Here is a 17,442-nt window from a genome sequence, read left to right on the forward strand (position 1 = left end):
AGTCCCAGCAGTGCCCATCGGGAGCGACCGTCCCGCCGCACAGGGCCCGTCCGGCGATCAGGGACGACTACGCATCCTCCTGCGCCGCCAGCACCGACCGTTCCAGCTTCTCCAGCAGCCGGGCCAGCTGCCGGCACTCCGCGGGAGTCAGCCCCGCCAGCATCCGCCGCTCGTTGTCCAAGTGCTCCGCGAACAACTTGTCGATCGTCGACAGACCCTCGTCCGTGAGCCGCGAGTGCACCACCCGACGGTCCTGAGCATCACGCTCCCGCAGGATCAACCCGTCCTTCTCCAGACGGTCGATCCGCAGCGTGACCCCCGCCGAACTGATCAAACCGGAATCGGCCAGCTCACCCGCCGTACGACGGAACGGCGCCCCTGCCCTGCGCAGCGCCGTCAGCACATCGAACCCGGCCATCGACAGGCCCTCGCGTTCCACCGGCCGGGAGATCGCCGCGCTGTACCGCAAAAACGCCCGGTGCAGCCGGCCGAAAACCTCCAGCGGAGCCGTATCCAGATCCGGTCGCTCCCGCCGCCAGTCCTCGACGATCGACGCCACCGCGTCCTGCCGCTTCGCGGAAGCGGAAGCCGCGTTCTTCGCCATTCCGGGCACTCCTCCGTACAAGAACACAAGGGGTAAGAATCTTAGCCCTGAAAGACCCACCGATCCTTTCCGCCCAGCCTTCCCGCCGAGCCCTCGATCGCCTTGGGAGAACCCGCCTGCGCCCCGCCCGGGCCGTACGGCAGCATGGGTGCATGTCCGTACTGACGCGCGACGAAGCGCAGACCCGAGCCCAGTTCCTCGACGTACACCGGTACACGATCGACCTCGATCTGACCGGAGGGGAGGAGACCTTCGACTCCCGCACCGTCATCCAGTTCACCGCAGCCGCGGCCGGAGACACGTTCGTCGAGCTCAAGCCGGCCACCCTGCACTCGATCAGCCTCGACGGACAGCCCCTGGACCCCGCCGACCTCACCGAGAACCGCTTCCCGCTCACCGCACTCACCGCCGGCGCACACGAACTCCGCATCGACGCCGCCATGCGCTACTCCCGCACCGGCGAAGGCATGCACCGCTTCACCGACCCGACCGACAGCGAAACTTACGTCTACACCCAACTGTTCATGGAGGACGTCCAGCGCGTCTTCGCCGCGTTCGACCAGCCCGACCTCAAATCCGTCTTCGAGCTCACCGTCACCGCCCCCGAAGGCTGGACCGTCCTCGGCAACGGCATCGCCGAGCACCGGGGCGACGGCCGGTGGACCCTGGCCGCCACCCCGCTGATCTCCACCTACCTCGTCGCCGTCGCCGCAGGCCCCTGGCACTCCGTGACCACCGAACACGCCGGACTGCCCTTCGGCATCCACTGCCGCCGCTCACTGGCCCCGTACCTCGACTCGGACGCCGACGAGATCCTCGACATCACCCGCGCCTGCTTCGACCGCTTCCACGAGAAGTTCGACGAGCCCTACCCCTTCGACTCCTACGACCAGGCATTCGTCCCCGAGTTCAACGCGGGCGCCATGGAGAACCCCGGACTCGTCACCTTCCGCGACGAGTTCATCTACCGCTCCGCCGTCACCGACACCGAGCGCCAGACCCGCGGCATGGTCATCGCCCACGAGATGGCCCACATGTGGTTCGGCGACCTCGTCACCCTCGCCTGGTGGGACGACATCTGGCTCAACGAGTCCTTCGCCGAGTACATGGGCTACCAGACCCTCGCCGAGGCCACCCGATTCACGGACACCTGGGTCGACTTCGGCGTCGCCCGCAAGGGCTGGGGATACGACGCCGACCAGCGCCCCTCCACCCACCCCGTCGCCCCCGACCCGGCCGCCGTCCCCGACACCGCGTCCGCGATGCTCAACTTCGACGGCATCTCCTACGCCAAGGGCGCATCCGCCCTGCGCCAACTCGTCGCCTGGCTCGGCGAGAAGGACTTCCTGGCCGGCATCAACACCCACTTCGCCCGCCACAAGTTCGCCAACGCCACCCTCGCCGACTTCATCGACAACCTCGCATCGGCCACCGACCGCGACGTCCACGCCTGGGCCGACGCCTGGCTGCGCACCACCGGAGTCGACACCCTCACCCCCCGGGTCGAGGAGTCCGACGGCATGTGGTCCCTCACCGTCGACCACGACGGCACCCGCCCCCACCGCATCGCCGTCGGCGCATACGACCACGCCCCGGACGCCCACCCCGGCCCCGACCGCCTCGTCCTGCGCGACCGGTTCGAGATCGACGTCCCCCAGAACGACACGGTCAAGGCACTGTCCGGCCGACGCCCCGCCCTCGTCGTCCTCAACGACGGCGACCTCAGCTACGCCAAGGTCCGCCTCGACGCCAAGTCCTGGGACACCGTCGTACGCGACCTGTCCGGCATCCCCGACGCGCTGACCCGCGCCGTCATCTGGAACACCGCCCGCGACATGGTCCGCGACGGCGAACTCGCCCCCACCACCTACCTCGAAGCGGCCCGCGCACACCTCCCGCACGAGACCGACCTCGCCCTCGCCCAGGGCGTACTCGCCTTCGCCGACACCCAGATCGCCGGCCGCTACCTCGCCCCCGAGAACCGCCCCGCTGCCCTCGCCACCCTCACCGCCCTGTGCCGCGACCTCATCCGCCGCACCGAGGACGGCCACAACCCCGGCCTGCGCCTCGTCGCCGTACGCCACCTCATCGACGCCGCCACCCAGCCCGACACCATCCAGGACTGGCTCACCAACGGCACCGTGCCCGGCGGACCCGAACTCGACCCCGAGCTGCGCTGGCGCATCCTCACCCGCCTCGCCGTCCTCGGCGCCACCGACGAAACCGCCATCACCGCCGAACTCGAACAGGACCCCAGCGCCACCGGACAGGAAGGCGCCGCCCGCTGCCGGGCCGCCCTCCCCACCCCCGAGGCCAAGGCCGCCGCCTGGCACGCCCTGTTCAACGACGACAGCCTCTCCAACTACCTCTTCACCGCCACCGCCCAGGGCTTCTGGCAACCCGAACAGGCCGACCTCGTACGGGACTACGTGCCCCGCTACTACCCCGAGGCGACCCGGCTCGCCGCCCGCCGCGGCCCCGCCATCGCCGAAGCCGCCGGCCGCTACGCCTTCCCCGCGTACGCCGTCGATGCCGACAGCCTCCACCTCGGCGAACAGGCCCTGAACAACAAGGACCTCATCCCGGCCCTGCGCCGCAAGCTCATCGACCAGATCGACGACCTGCGCCGCGCCCTCAACGTGCGAACTGGCAGCTGACCAGCGGGTTGCGCCAACTCGGGCCTCCCGCAGCGTGATTCCGGCCGCGGGAGGTCAACAGGGTTAAAAAAAATGAGAATTGACGGTGTGAAAGATGCCGAGTTAACCTTGACGCGTTACGAGCCATTCGGCTGAGCGTGACACGGTGCCCGGCATATGGCTGGGTGCTCCTGCCAGGAGCCTTGAGCTGACGTTTCCGACCAGAATCATGGGCGGAGACGGGCGAGCGAGAGTCCGTCGAGTGCTTCTCCGGATCGACGCAGCGCGTATCGCACGAATCCGTACCCCGGGTCAAGCGGTGCAGCCGCAAGACATCTGAGTTCAGGTCGGATTCGAGCGAGAGGATGGCGCCGCCATCAACGCGAATTTTCCTGTCGACCGTGTGATCCACATCGACGACTCCGGTATCCCCGGAGAAGGCCTCGCTGTGTACGCGGCCGTCAGCGCATCGGTGCACCAGGCAGCCGCGTTTGAGCGTGACTGGTTTGGCCTCCGCGCCGAATGGCTCGCCGAACACGGAGTCCCTGTCGACTACGAACTCCACGCCACCCGCTTCATCCCCGGACGGGGACGGCCCGGCGGTTACAACCCCGCCCGTCTTGACCGGTACCGCATGGCGCAGAGCGCCCTTGACCTGATCGGGAGCCACTCGGGAGTGACCGTCACCGCTGTGCATTCCTCGGTGAGTGGCGACTGGCGCAGGGCGAGGGCGGCATCGTACGAGGGGCTTCTGCGGCAGCTCGACCGGGAGCTTGCCGCCGGTGGTGAGCACGCCGCGCTCGTCGTGGACGGTGACGGGACCGAAGCTCTCTACGGGCAGGTCCATACCGACGTTCAGCCCGCTCGCGTCGTCCGGCCCGCGCAGCAGCGACCGGCGCACGAGTCTCTTTGGCTGCAGGCAGCCGACCTGGTCGCATATGCCGCCTTCCAGTCCGTTGCCCAGCAGGAGAACCGGCGCTTCATGTGGCACTGGTACAGCCGTTACCTGCCCAAGGCAAAGACGCCGCTGCGATATTGAGCCGCTGTGGAATCGAACCGCGAAACGACGAAACCCCGGCCTGGCAGCCGGGGTCCGTGAAAGCAGACCTGGTGCACATACCAGTGGCACCCGGACCGCCCTCGCAGTCTAGCGCCATATACCACGGGAGGCCAGCTGGAGGAAAAGCTGATCTCCATGGAGGGGCAACACAAGCAGATGAAGGAGACAGATGAATATCCCCACCGGATTCCAGGAACCGACCGACCACGAAGGCGCGGGCCTGGATGACAGGGGCCAGGGCCCGCAGACCATCACCTTCTTCTACGGAGACGAAGAATTCACCGTCTCCGGCTTCGAGCGAAGCCTTCCCGAGCTGTCCTCCGTCACCGACCGGACAGCCCTGGTCAGAGCGGGCCACGACTCCGTGGGCACCGCCATCGACATGGATTCCTGGCATGCCGTTGCCCGGGGCATGGTCGCCCCCGCCTCCGCCGCCGCCCAGCTCCGCTCCCAGAAGGGCCAGACCTCGGCCCTGATTGAGGAGCACGTCGAAGGCGCCACCCTGCGCTCGCTGCACACCCGTGTCTGGCTCACCGAACTCTTCCCTGGTCTCCAGCCACGCACCGGCCAGGAGGCCCTCCCGATCGGTGATCCCGAAGTCCACGGCGATGTCGGCCCCGACGGGGAGCCGCACGCCTGTGTCGTCTACACCTACCGCGACCTCACCCACCTTCGGGACCACCTCCGGCAGACATTCACCGCCACACGCCGCGCGAACCCGAATCCGTACGACCAGTCGATCCTGTCCCGACGGATCACCCGAGCCGTCATCGCCCACCCCGGCCGCCTGGAATTCGCCGACGGCACCGAATCCATCGACGTGCTCGTCGTACGCGACGGCATTACGCGCCTCACCAGCGCCTGGGCCCTGCTTACCGATCAGGAAACCCCGGATCCCGAACGCATCGCCGAGACCGCCACCCGCCTGCTTCTCGCAGAGAAGCCCCAGCGGCGCGGCGCGACGGAAAAACCGCTCAGCCAGCGCATGGCACTCGGCAGGCAGGAAGCGCTGGCCGGACTGCGCGCAGAGTTCTACAAGGGACTGGGCCCACAGCAGCCGGCCGACCGGTCGGTGCGTCTTGGTCAGACCCTCGTGGTCCCCGCCCAGATCGCCGTCGGCCTACGACGCCACGGAAACACGGGACTGCCCCCCGGAGAAATCTTCGACGACGCGATCCGCTCCATCCTCGCCGCCGTCCACGTCGAATTCAGAGCCTGGGAATCCGCCGCCCAGAACGTCGAAGTCGGATCGCGTGCCCTGAGACGCGTACACCTGGGTGGCAAAGCCGGACCGAACCTCCTCGACGGCATCGTCGCCCTGGCACTGGGGCACCGGCCCCCCGAAGACCTGCGCGAGATCTATCACGACCAGCGGATTCCGGGCACGGCACTGTGGCGCGCCGTCTACCTCACCCATAGCCTGACCCGACCGGAAATCTTCGACCAGGTCAAGCGGCATGCCAAGGACATCAAGGGCACCCGCCTCATGAAGACTGTCGGGTACGCGGAGATCCTTGGGCCGATCATTGATTTGCCCTGGCGAGGCACGAAGTCGGACTCCCTCAAGCAGGCCCGCAACGCCTGGGCCAACGGCGGCGTGCTGACCAAACGAGTCATGGACAGCTGGTCACCCGTGCCGTGCGACGACTTCACCACCCTCATCCCCTTGGCACTCGCCGGTGACAGGGACGCGCAGCAAACCCTCGCGGTGGCCGGCGGCAACGCCCTGGTCGCCGACAAAATGATCACACGCAACGTAGGGTCCGCAGTCGGTAGAACAGTGCCCTGGCGGTCCGACGTCAACCAAGTCGTCGCCGGACTCGCTGAGCACGAAGAAGGACTGTGGCAGCTCGCCTTCGCTGCCAACGCATTCGACCCCGATAGTGAATGCGCCAACTCATTCACCACCGCACAGACACTCGGCCGCGACCAGTCCGGCATGTACACCGTCCCTGATGTCGACCTCGAACAGCCTGACAGAATACGCAGAGACCGAGGCGGCGTTGCCGTCCAGCCACTCACACAGATGCGCCTGGTACTGACCTCCGACCCGGTCAGAGCGCGAGAACGAGAAGCAAGCAACGAGCAGCCCGAGAATGAGGAACTGTCACTCGGTGAACGCTTCGCCATCCAGAGAAGGGCACTCGTCCAGGCCGTCGTTGACGCCAGGACCACCCTCAACGCACTCCTGACCCTCGCGGACGAACCCGCGTCCCGGGCCACAACTCTCCATCCCTTCGGCTCATATGAGGAATGGCAAACCCTGGACGAGAGCGTGCGTGCGCTCGAAAGCCTGATCTACAATCGCCGCCCCGCTCAACGCCCCACCGATGAAGAGGAATCGGAAGAAGAGGACTACTGACACGACGAGCAGTCGTCCGATCGGGAGGCCCCGGACCACCGGGGCCTCCCGATCTCGCTATCAGCAGCAGACAGCCGACCTGTCCTTCTCAGCGTATCCGTCCCACTTTCGAGTTGAGATCTCCACACCCCCGAGGCACACCACAAGGAGTCCGTACAGGCTGAGGTGACCGCACGCCGAGCGCACCCTCAGAAGGACACCGAGCCATGCCCACCCCGCCCCTCGCCGGCTCGACCACCGGCCCAGCCGCCCTGCGCCCCCTCATCGACACCGTCCTCACCGCACTGCACGACGGCGCCCACCGCCGCGACGGCCCCCTCCCCGCAGGCGGACCCGACGCCGTCACCCCCCGCATGCGCACCGCCACCCACCCCGTCATCCCCGACCACGGCACCGGCCCCCACGACGCACTGCGCACCCTCGTCAGCGCCCTCGCCGAAGGCGCCGCAGACCCCGCAGACCCACTCTGCGCGGCCCACCTCCACACCCCACCCCTCGCCCTCGCCGCCGCCGCGGACCTCGCCGCCTGTGCCCTCAACCCCTCCATGGACTCCTGGGACCAGGCCCCCGCAGCCTCCGCCCTCGAAGCCGACATCACCGCCGCACTCGCCACCGAGATCTACCCCCACCAGCCCTCACCCGACGCACTCGTCACCACCGGCGGCACCGAAGCCAACCAACTCGCCCTGCTCCTCGCCCGCGAACGCAACGGCCCCGTACAGACCATCTGCGCCGCCAACGCCCACCACAGCATCACCCGCGCCGCCTGGCTCCTGGGCCTCCCCGCACCCCTCGTCATCCCCGCCCCCACAGGCGTCATGGACCTCGCCGCACTCGACGAAGCCCTCACCGAACTCCACCGCCCCCTGCTCGTCACCGCCACCGCAGGCACCACCGACACCGGCCAGATCGACCCGCTCGCCGACATCGCCGACCTCTGCACCACCCACGGCGCCGAACTCCACATCGACGCCGCCTACGGCGGACCCCTCCTCTTCAGCCCCACCCACCGAGGCAAGGTCCACGGCCTCGACCGCGCCCACAGCGTCACCCTCGACCTGCACAAACTCGGCTGGCAACCCGCATCCGCAGGCATCCTCGCCACCCCCGACCGCACCCACCTCGACGCACTCCACCACCGCGCCTCCTACCTCAGCGCCGACGACGACACCGAAGCCGGCCTCCCCGACCTCCTCGGCCGCTCCCTGCGCACCACCCGCCGCCCCGACGCCCTCAAGATCGCCGTCACCCTCAAGGCCCTCGGCCGCACCGGACTCGCCGACCTCATCGACCACACCGTCGCCACCGCCCACCACCTCGCCGACCTCATCGCCAAAACCCCCACCCTCGACCTCTACGACCGCCCCACCATCAGCACCGTCCTCTTCCGCCCCACCGACGCCGACGACAACACCGTCGCCACCATCCGCCGCACCCTCCTCATCCGGGGCCACGCCGTACTCGGCCGCGCCCACACAAACAACCGCCTCTGGCTCAAAGCCACCCTCCTCAACCCCCACACCACCCCCGACGACCTCAACACACTCCTCGACCTCGTCAACCACCTCGCCCACGACCTCACAGAAGGCAGCACCCCCCGATGACCGACCTGCCCACCCCCGAGACCGACCGGCCACACGACCTCGTCGGCATCGGCATCGGCCCCTTCAACCTCTCCCTCGCCGCTCTCGCCCACGGCATCCCCGGCAACCCCCACCCCCTCACCGCCACCTTCTACGAACAGCGCCCCGCCTTCCACTGGCACCCCGGCCTCCTCATCGACGGAGCCAGCCTCCAAGTCCCCTTCCTAGCCGACCTCGTCACCCTCGCCGACCCCGCAAGCCCCTGGACCTTCCTCAACTACCTGCGCAGCCGCGACCGACTCTTCCCCTTCTACTTCGCCGAGCGCTTCCACATCCAGCGCGCCGAATACGACGCCTACTGCCGCTGGGTCAGCGACCAGCTCCCCGGCCTCCACTTCAACCACCAGGTCGACGCCGTCCGCTGGAACAACGAACGCGGCCTCTTCGAAGTCGACTTCACCCAACTCGACACCGACGGCGAAGCCGAAGCACTCGGCCGCGCATACACCCGCCACATCGCCCTCGGAATCGGCACCGAGCCCTACATCCCCGACCCGATCAAACCCCTCGCCGAAGCCGAATCCGCCCCCGTCATCCACTCCGCCGACTACCTCCACCACCGCGAAACACTCCTCGACGCCGAACACATCACCGTCATCGGATCAGGACAGTCCGGCGCCGAAATCTTCCTCGACCTCCTGCGCTCCCGCCCCGCAGGCCGAGAAAAGCTCCACTGGCTCGCCCGCACCCAAGCCTTCGCACCCATGGAGTACTCCAAACTCGGCCTGGAACACTTCACCCCCGACTACAGCCGCTACTTCCACGCCCTGCCCGAATCCGTACGCGACGAACTCGTCCCCCACCAATGGCAGCTCCACAAAGGCATCGACGCCGACACCATCGCCGCCATCCACGACGAGCTCTACCGCCGCACCCTCCACGGCGGCTGGCCCGACGCCACCCTCACCCCCGGAGTCTCCCTGCACGCCGCAGGACACGTCGCCAACACCCGCGTCGAACTCCACCTCGAACACACCCAGCAGAACACCCGCTCCCGCCTCACCACCGACGCCGTCATCCTCGCCACCGGCTACCGCGAACGCTCCCTCGACCGCATCCTCACCGGCCTCGACCCCTACATGCGCCGCGACACCTCCGCACGCCCCCGCATCGACGACCGGTTCCGCCTCGTCCTCGACCCCACCGTCACCGGCAACGTCTACGTACAGAACGCCGAACGCCACACCCACGGCGTCGGCGCCCCCGACCTCGGACTCGCCGCCTGGCGCAGCGCCACCATCCTCAACAACCTCACCGGCACCAACGCCTACCCCCTCCCGAAACGCACCGCCTTCACCACCTTCGGCCTCACCCCCCAGACCCCGCCCACCCCCACCCATGACCCCGACCGCATCCCCCTCGCCCAAAGCAACTGAAACCCGCCCCCACACACACAGACAGAAGGCGGCCGCCCGCTCCGGAAAGAGAGGACGGCCGCCGACCCACACCAGTACACCCAGGCGCGAACGCCTAGAACACCGGCGTACCCTCCCGCGTCAGACGCCAGTCCACCGAAGCGAACTGCGCACCGTCCACCGAACCCTTCGCCTGCACCCAGGCAATGATCGTGTTACGGATCTCCTCCGAGTTCGCCCACAACTGCTTGGCACCCGGCACATGCGGGAAATTGCCACCACCGCTCGCCCGATAGTTGTTCACCGCCAGCACGAACTGCGCCGCCGGATCGATCGGCTTCCCCTCGAACGACAGATTCACGATCCGCGAACCATTCGGCTTCGCAATGTCGATCTCGTACGTCAGACCCGACACCGCGTCGTAGTTGTAGTCCGGAGTGTTGTCCGCGTTCGTCAGCTTCGCCGTGTCCACCGGAGCGCCGACCGCCGTCTGCACGTAGTACCGGGCAGAGAACTCCAGATAGTCCTTGATCTGCGCACCGGTCAGCAGCCGCGCCTCAAGGGTGTTCTCGAACGGGTACAGACCCGCCGCATCCTTGATCGTCACATTCCCGGCCGGGATCTGCGCCGTACGTGAGAAACAGGACGCCTGCGAGAGAACGGGAAGCGCCGCGTACTCACCACCCGCCAGCGCCGCCTTCACCGTCTCCGCCTGGACGACATTGATCAGATCGATGATCGGCTCGTCCTTCCAGGCCGCCTCCGCCGTCGTCATCGCCGCCGTGGACGTGCCGATGACCTGATTGACGTACGCCACGACCTTCTCGTGCTCGTCCATCAGCAGCTTCGTGATCTCCGGGTCCTCGGCCACGGTGTTGGAGTTCAACACCCGCGAACCCGCCTTCTCCACCACCCAGCGGCCCTTCTCCCACACCAGATCGAAGTCGAACAGCGTCAGCCGCTGCCCCCACTTCAATGGCTCCGAGAGCACCACCTTCTTGCCGGTCTGCTTGTTCTCCACGAAGTACTCGGGGATCTCCAGATGCGCATGCCCGACCAGGATCGCGTCGATACCCGGAACCTGCTCGGCCACCAGACCCGCCGCGTTCTCGACATACGGGATCTGATCACCGTACGACGACGTACCGCTGCTGCCCGAGTGCGCCGAGACGATCACGACATCCGCACCCATGGAACGCAGCCGCGGCACGAACTTCGCCGCCTGCTCCTCCAGACCGGGAAACACCATCTTCCCGCTGACATTCGCCTTGTCCCAGATGGCGATGCCAGGGTTGGTCAGACCCAGGATCGCGACCTTCACATCCCGACCGTGCGGAGTACGCATCCTCTTGATGACATACGGGGCGAACGCCGGCCGCAACGTCTTCGCGTCCAGCGCGTTCGCACCCAGCAGCGGGAAGTCGCACTGCTCCTCGAACTTCCGCAGCACCGGGATGCCGTAGTTGAACTCGTGATTGCCGAGCGCCGCGGCGTCATAGCCGATCGCATTCATCGCCTGCGCCATCGGATGCACCGGGCCGTGCTTCGCCGTGATCGGATCGACCTTGGCGTAGTAGTACGACAACTGGGTGCCCTGGATCGTGTCACCCGCATCGATCATCAGGGTGTTGTGACGGCCCTTCTCCCGGCGCACCTGGTCCACCAGCGTGGAGATCTTCGCCAGACCGACGTCGTTGTGGGCCTTGTCGTCGAACTCCTTGTCGGTGAAGTAGTCCCAGTTGAAGACGTTCCCGTGCAGATCGGTGGTGCCCATCACGGTGAACGAGTACCGCTTCGGCGGACGCCCGTGGCCGTGCCCATCGCCATGACCGTGGGCCGCGGCAGGAACGGCGGAACCACCCACGATCGCCACACCGGCACCGGCGGCCGCCGATGTGCCCAGGAACGTCCTACGGTTCAGCGGCATTTCGTCTCCCACATCTCAGTTCTCATACAGCTCAGTACTCGTACAGCTCAGTTCTCGCAGTGCACAACGCGCGTAGATAATGACCCAGGAGCCACACCCGGCAACACCCCTGGCGGGTTTCGATCTGATGACCACCCGCTGTCGTACCCGGATGCGAGAGTGGACCCATGACCGAAACCCCACCGCCCTACGGCACCCCCGACCACCCCCGCGTCGCCGTCCGAGGCGAAGCCCGCCTCGAAGTCGACCCCGAGACCGCCCACATCGGCATCACGGTCAGCGCCCGCGGAAAAGACCGCCGCGCCGCCCTCGAAGACCTCACCCGACGCAACAACCACGTCCTCGAACTCGCACGGTCCTACGGACAAGCGGTCGAAAAACTCGAAACCGGCGCATTCTCCATCACCCCCGAACTCACCCAACGCGGCCGCGACGAAAAAATCCGCGCCTACCACGGACGCGTCCATGTCACCGCCGTCCTCAACGACTTCACCGCACTGGGCGAATTCACCACCCGCGTCGCCGACCTCGACATGATCCGCGTCAACGGCCCCTGGTGGGCCCTGCGCCCTGACTCACCCGCCCACGCGAACGCCCGCCGCCAGGCCGTACGCGAAGCCGTCCAGCGCGCCCGCGAATACGCCGACGCCCTCGGCGCCCACCTCACCGCCCTGGTCGAACTCGCCGACCTCGGCGCGGAGAACGCCGCCCCGGCCATAGCCATGCCCGTCGCACCCGGCGGCGTCCGGAGACGCGCGGCATACGGCGGAGCAGCCGCCGAACCCGCCCCGGCCCTCGACCTCGAACCACAACGCCAGACGGTCTACGCCCAGGTGAACGCTCGCTTCACCATGTCACCGCCAAAACTATAAAGAGAACGCTCATCCGAGCGCCCCGCCGCACAATTCAACACTTGTCAATAACCCTTCACCCAAAGGTTGTTGGGTCGTCATGCACGGCCAAATAACTACCCGTAGGTAAGGTCTAGGCTCAAACCATGCGCCGAGCAAAAATCGTTTGCACCCTGGGCCCCGCCACCGACACATACGACCAGATCAAGGCACTGGTCGAAGCGGGAATGGACATCGCCCGCCTCAACCTCAGCCACGGCACCTACGCCGAACACGAAGAGCGGTACCACCACGTACGCAAGGCCTCCGACGAGAGCGGACACAGCGTCGGCATCCTCGCCGACCTTCAAGGCCCGAAGATCCGCCTCGGACGCTTCCGCGAAGGCCCCGTACTCCTTGAACGCGGCGACAGCTTCACCATCACCGTCGAACCCATGGAAGGCGACCGCCACACCTGCGGCACCACCTACGACGGCCTCGCCACCGACGTCACCACCGGCGAACGCATCCTCGTCGACGACGGCCGAGTCACCCTCGAAGTCACCGAGGTCGACGGCCCCCGCGTCCACACCACCGTCATCGAGGGCGGCATGGTCTCCGACCACAAGGGCCTCAACCTCCCCGGCGTCGCCGTCTCCGTCCCCGCCCTCTCCGAGAAGGACATCGAAGACCTCCGCTGGGCCCTGCGCATCGGCGCCGACGTCATCGCCCTCTCCTTCGTACGCAGCGGGCGCGACATCGAGGACGTCCACCGCATCATGGACGAGGAGGGCCGCCGCCTCCCCGTCATCGCCAAGGTGGAGAAGCCCCAGGCCGTCGAGAACATCGACGGCATCGTCGCCGCCTTCGACGGCATCATGGTCGCCCGCGGCGACCTCGGCGTCGAAATGCCCCTGGAGCAGGTGCCGATCGTCCAGAAGCGCGCGATCAAACTCGCCAAGCGCAACGCCAAGCCGGTCATCGTCGCCACCCAGATGCTCGACTCGATGATCGACAACTCCCGCCCCACCCGCGCCGAAGCCTCCGACGTCGCCAACGCGGTCATCGACGGCACGGACGCGGTGATGCTCTCCGGCGAGACCAGCGTGGGCAAGTACCCCATCGAGACGGTCCGCACGATGTCCCGCATCGTCGAGGCCGCCGAGGAGGACATCCTCGCCAAGGGCCTCCCGCCCCTGAACGACCGCAACAAGCCCCGCACCCAGGGCGGCGCGGTGGCCCGCGCGGCGGCCGAGATGGGCGACTTCCTGGGCGCCAAGTTCCTGGTCGCCTTCACCCAGAGCGGCGACACGGTCAGGCGCCTCTCCCGCTACCGCTCACCCATCCCGCTCCTGGCCTTCACCCCGGACCCGGCCACCCGCTCCCAGCTGAACCTGACCTGGGGCGTCGAGACCTTCCTCGGCCCGCACGTGGAATCGACGGACGCGATGGTGGCCCAGGTCGACGAGGAACTGCTGAAGATCGGCCGCTGCGAGAAGGGCGACATCGTGGTCATCACGGCCGGCTCCCCGCCGGGAGTCCCGGGATCGACGAACCTGGTCCGGGTGCACCACATCGGTGAGGACGACAGCCCGAAGTAGATCGGTCGTCAGTACTTCGGCCCGACGTGGGCGTCCATGAGAGCGACGGACGCCCGTCGGGCGACGGAGATGTTGTACTTCTTGCCCGCGCGCGTGCAGTGCGTCCACTCGATGCCGAGCTTGTCAAGGGTGTCGGTGTAGAGCTGCCGGATGTCGTCCGAGACGTTCGTGAACCAGTACCGCGGATACTCGTACCGCTTTCGCACGCCACCGACCATCCGAGTCGTCCAGTTCATGTTCCGGCAGCCGTCAGAGTGGATGAGTCCGCGGATGAAGTCCCAGGGGTGGGCGTCGACGATCTCCTGCTGCCAGGGTTCGAGGGTGATGGGGCGCTCGTGCTTCCTGCCGGGGCCGTGCTGCGGGAATACGCATGTCCAGTGCTTCGTATAGGACTTGACCTCGACGCAGCCGTTTCTCTGGCGGCGTCCGGTGCGTGGCATGGGCATCACCCTGCGCATTGCCGATTCTGCTTCTCCGATCAGGCCGGGCCATGTGTCGCCGCAGAAGATCGACAGGTGGTGCTGCTTGGGCTTGGAGATGATGTGGCCGTCGCCGAGGTAGAGCCCCAGTAGATACGCGTACGCAACGCGATCGATGCCCCGACCCGTACATGCAGGGCAGTCGGTGGGCTGCTCATATTGCACGCCGCGGTGCTTGCGGTCCTGGTGCAGCCACCAGCCGATTGTTCCACGAGGAACGTTGAGGAGTTCTGCAACCGCTCGATTGGTGGAGCCACTCCGCAAGAGGGCGAGTGCTTCGTCACGTATCGATGGATTGTGCTGTTCCATACGATGGAGTCTTGTGCGACCTTCGCTGGCGTGCGCCAGGATCGAAGGCGCGTTCACCGACAAGGGTGAAGATCGCAAACAGGCGTCTTAACCTTGGAATCGAAGGAGGAGTGCCCCGAGTCGGATTCGAACCGACGCTGTATGGGTTTTGAATCCATGGCCTCTACCGCTGGGCTACCGGGGCCCCTTCGAAACGAAGGAACCCGAAGGACCTCCGTGCCTCAAACATACCGTAACTAGGTAGGCTCTTGGCAGCAGTACCCCTGTCTTGAACAAGGAGCCCCCAGTGACCGCCCCCGAGTCGCCCCAGCCCGCAGCCGACGACGACAAGTCGCACGTTCCGCCGCTGACGACCCGCGTCGTCATCGCCGAGGACGAGGCGCTCATCCGTCTCGACCTCAAAGAGATGCTGGAGGAAGAGGGCTACGCGGTCGTCGGCGAGGCGGGCGACGGTCAGAAGGCCGTCGAGCTCGCCCGGGAGCACCGGCCGGACCTGGTCATCCTCGACGTGAAGATGCCGATCCTCGACGGGATCTCTGCCGCGGAGAAGATCGCCGAGGAGTCCATCGCGCCGGTCCTGATGCTCACCGCGTTCTCGCAGCGCGATCTCGTCGAGCGGGCGCGGGACGCCGGAGCGATGGCGTATCTGGTGAAGCCGTTCAGCAAGAGCGACGTGGTGCCGGCCATCGAGATGGCGGTGTCGCGGTTCGCGGAGCTGAAGGCGCTGGAGACCGAGGTCGCCGACCTCGCGCAGCGGCTGGAGACGCGGAAGCTGGTGGACCGCGCGAAGAGCATTCTGCAGACGGATTACGGTCTGTCGGAGCCGGCCGCGTTCCGTTGGATCCAGAAGACGTCGATGGACCGTCGGCTGTCGATGCAGCAGCTTGCCGAGGCGTTGATCGAGGATGCCGAGGAGAAGAAGCGGGCGGCGAAGGACGGCGACCAGTAGGCGCGCGTATCCGAGTAAGGCCCGCACCCCGGATCGATCGGGGTGCGGGCCTTACTCGTACGGTCGGGCGGGGTTCAGTCCTCGCCGAGGTAGGCCTTGCGGACGGACTCGTCGTGGAGGAGGTCCGCGCCGGTGCCGGAGAGGACGATCTTGCCGACCTCCATGACGTGGCCGTGGTCGGCGAGGGAGAGCGCGGCCTGGGCGTTCTGCTCGACGAGCAGGATGGTGGTGCCCTGTGCCTTGAGTTCGACGATGGTCTCCATGATCTTCTGCATCATGATCGGGGAGAGGCCCATGGAGGGTTCGTCGAGCATCAGGAGCTTGGGCTGGCACATCAGGGCCCTGCCCATGGCGAGCATCTGCTGTTCGCCGCCCGAGAGGGTTCCGGCGGCCTGCTTGCGGCGTTCCCCGAGGATGGGGAAGAGGTCGTAGGCGCGCTGGATGTCCTTTTCGATGCCTGCCTTGTCGTTGCGGAGGTAGGCGCCGAGCTGGAGGTTCTCGGTGATCGTCAGCCGGGGGAAGATGTGTCGTCCCTCGGGGGAGTGGGCGAGGCCGAGGGAGACGATCTTGTGGGCCGGGATGTTGTTGAGGGGTTTGCCGTCGAAGAGGATGTTGCCGCCGACGGGCTTGAGGAGTCCGGAGAGGGTGCGCAGGGTGGTGGTCTTGCCCGCGCCGTTGGTGCCGATGAGGGTGACGACCTGGCCGGCTTCGACGGTGAAGGAGATGCCCTTGACGGCTTCGATCTTGCCGTAGGCGACGCGGAGGTCCTCGACCTCTAGCAGTGCGGTCATCGGGTGTCCTCCTCCTCGGTGCTGGTGGTGTCGGCGCTGCTGCCGGCTGTCTTGGTGGCGCCTGCTTCGGCGGCTTCGACCTCGGCGACTTCTTCGGCGCCGGGGGCGCCTTCGAAGGGGGTGCCGAGGTAGGCGGCGACGACGCGTTCGTCGCTCTGGACGACGTCGGAGGTGCCTTCGACGAGTTTCTCGCCCTGGACGAGGACGGCGACGCGGTCGCAGAGGTTGAAGATGAACCGCATGTCGTGCTCGATGACGAGAACGGCGATGCCCTGGTCGCGGATGGCGAAGATGAGTTCTTCGGTGACGCGGGTTTCCTGCGGGTTCATGCCGGCGGTGGGCTCGTCGAGGAGGAGGAGTCCGGGGTCGCTGGCGAGGGCGCGGGCGATTTCCAGCTTGCGCTGGTCTCCGTAGGGGAGGTTGCGCGCGAGGTGGTCGGCCTTGTCGGCGAGGCCGATGAACTCCAGGAGTTCCATGGCGCGTTCGCGGCTGGCGTTCTCGGCCTTGGTGAAGCCGGGGAGGCGCAGGAGGGCGGACCAGAGGCCTTCCTTGGTCCTGGTGTGGCGTCCGACGAGGACGTTCTCCAGGACGGTCATGTTGGCGAAGAGCCGGATGTTCTGGAAGGTGCGGGCGATGCCTGCCTGGGTGACGAGGTGGGGCTTGGGCGGCAGGACGGTGCCCTTGTAGCTGACCTTGCCCTCGGTGGGGACGTACAGGCCGGTGAGGCAGTTGAAGAAGGTGGTCTTGCCGGCGCCGTTGGGGCCGATGAGGCCGACGATCTCGCCCGCGTTGACGGTGAGGTCGACGTTGCGTACGGCGGTGAGGCCGCCGAAGCGCATGGTGACGCCGCTCGCGTCGAGGACGGTGGTGGCGGTCTTCGTGGTGGTGGTCATGGT

The 17,442-nt window shown here is 67.1% G+C and carries 13 protein-coding genes and 1 tRNA gene; 8 read left to right on the forward strand and 6 right to left on the reverse strand.

Annotated features, from left to right (window positions below):
- Positions 1–67: 67 nt before the first annotated feature.
- The gene (locus tag IEZ15_RS14380) at positions 68–604 is read right to left on the reverse strand and encodes a MarR family winged helix-turn-helix transcriptional regulator (RefSeq protein ID WP_189277040.1); all 537 of its coding nucleotides are present in this window, start codon (positions 602–604) and stop codon (positions 68–70) included.
- 152 nt (positions 605–756) lie between these two features.
- Here IEZ15_RS14380 and pepN point away from each other — a divergent pair, with 152 nt between their 5' ends.
- The 5 genes from pepN (at position 757) to IEZ15_RS14405 (ending at position 9,681) form a co-directional block, all read left to right on the forward strand.
- Positions 757–3,261, forward strand: a complete 2,505-nt coding sequence (gene pepN / locus IEZ15_RS14385; RefSeq protein ID WP_189277042.1) for an aminopeptidase N — start codon at positions 757–759, stop codon at positions 3,259–3,261.
- A gap of 382 nt (positions 3,262–3,643) precedes the next feature.
- Positions 3,644–4,279 carry a DUF3800 domain-containing protein gene (locus IEZ15_RS14390; protein WP_189277045.1) on the forward strand — a complete coding sequence of 212 codons (636 nt, stop codon included), beginning with the start codon at positions 3,644–3,646 and terminating at the stop codon, positions 4,277–4,279.
- 190 nt (positions 4,280–4,469) lie between these two features.
- A complete protein-coding gene (locus tag IEZ15_RS14395) occupies positions 4,470–6,662 on the forward strand; it encodes a hypothetical protein (protein ID WP_189277047.1) in 2,193 nt (730 codons plus the stop codon).
- Between the two features lie 206 nt (positions 6,663–6,868).
- Positions 6,869–8,266, forward strand: coding sequence for a pyridoxal phosphate-dependent decarboxylase family protein (locus IEZ15_RS14400; protein WP_189277049.1), 1,398 nt, complete (start codon positions 6,869–6,871; stop codon positions 8,264–8,266).
- On the forward strand, positions 8,263–9,681 hold the full coding sequence (locus IEZ15_RS14405) for a lysine N(6)-hydroxylase/L-ornithine N(5)-oxygenase family protein (RefSeq protein WP_189277051.1): 1,419 nt from the start codon (positions 8,263–8,265) through the stop codon (positions 9,679–9,681). The genes IEZ15_RS14400 and IEZ15_RS14405 overlap by 4 nt, the downstream gene beginning before the upstream one ends.
- Positions 9,682–9,775: 94 nt before the next feature.
- Here the strand turns inward: IEZ15_RS14405 and IEZ15_RS14410 are convergent, their stop codons facing one another.
- Positions 9,776–11,587: a bifunctional metallophosphatase/5'-nucleotidase gene (locus IEZ15_RS14410; RefSeq protein ID WP_189277053.1), complete on the reverse strand. Its 1,812-nt coding sequence runs from the start codon at positions 11,585–11,587 to the stop codon at positions 9,776–9,778.
- 167 nt (positions 11,588–11,754) lie between these two features.
- On the opposite strand from IEZ15_RS14410, the gene IEZ15_RS14415 reads away from it, so the two are divergent.
- Positions 11,755–12,459 carry an SIMPL domain-containing protein gene (locus IEZ15_RS14415; RefSeq protein WP_189277056.1) on the forward strand — a complete coding sequence of 235 codons (705 nt, stop codon included), beginning with the start codon at positions 11,755–11,757 and terminating at the stop codon, positions 12,457–12,459.
- Between the two features lie 125 nt (positions 12,460–12,584).
- On the forward strand, positions 12,585–14,018 hold the full coding sequence (gene pyk, locus IEZ15_RS14420) for a pyruvate kinase (RefSeq protein WP_189277058.1): 1,434 nt from the start codon (positions 12,585–12,587) through the stop codon (positions 14,016–14,018).
- 8 nt (positions 14,019–14,026) lie between these two features.
- On the opposite strand, the gene IEZ15_RS14425 is transcribed toward pyk, so the two are convergent.
- Together IEZ15_RS14425 and IEZ15_RS14430 are read right to left on the reverse strand one after the other, a co-directional pair.
- Positions 14,027–14,806 carry a helix-turn-helix domain-containing protein gene (locus IEZ15_RS14425; protein WP_189277060.1) on the reverse strand — a complete coding sequence of 260 codons (780 nt, stop codon included), beginning with the start codon at positions 14,804–14,806 and terminating at the stop codon, positions 14,027–14,029.
- Between the two features lie 111 nt (positions 14,807–14,917).
- A tRNA-Leu gene (locus IEZ15_RS14430) sits at positions 14,918–14,990 on the reverse strand.
- A 102-nt stretch (positions 14,991–15,092) separates the two neighbouring features.
- Here IEZ15_RS14430 and IEZ15_RS14435 point away from each other — a divergent pair.
- On the forward strand, positions 15,093–15,755 hold the full coding sequence (locus tag IEZ15_RS14435; protein WP_189277062.1) for an ANTAR domain-containing response regulator: 663 nt from the start codon (positions 15,093–15,095) through the stop codon (positions 15,753–15,755).
- 74 nt (positions 15,756–15,829) lie between these two features.
- Here IEZ15_RS14435 and IEZ15_RS14440 read toward each other — a convergent pair whose 3' ends face one another.
- Positions 15,830–16,546: an ABC transporter ATP-binding protein gene (locus IEZ15_RS14440; protein ID WP_189277064.1), complete on the reverse strand. Its 717-nt coding sequence runs from the start codon at positions 16,544–16,546 to the stop codon at positions 15,830–15,832.
- The gene (locus IEZ15_RS14445) at positions 16,543–17,439 is read right to left on the reverse strand and encodes an ABC transporter ATP-binding protein (protein ID WP_189277321.1); all 897 of its coding nucleotides are present in this window, start codon (positions 17,437–17,439) and stop codon (positions 16,543–16,545) included. Before IEZ15_RS14445 ends, IEZ15_RS14440 begins: the two co-directional genes overlap by 4 nt.
- Positions 17,440–17,442 lie beyond the last annotated feature (3 nt).

Source organism: Streptomyces atratus, assembly GCF_014648655.1.
Lineage (GTDB): Bacteria > Actinomycetota > Actinomycetes > Streptomycetales > Streptomycetaceae > Streptomyces > Streptomyces atratus.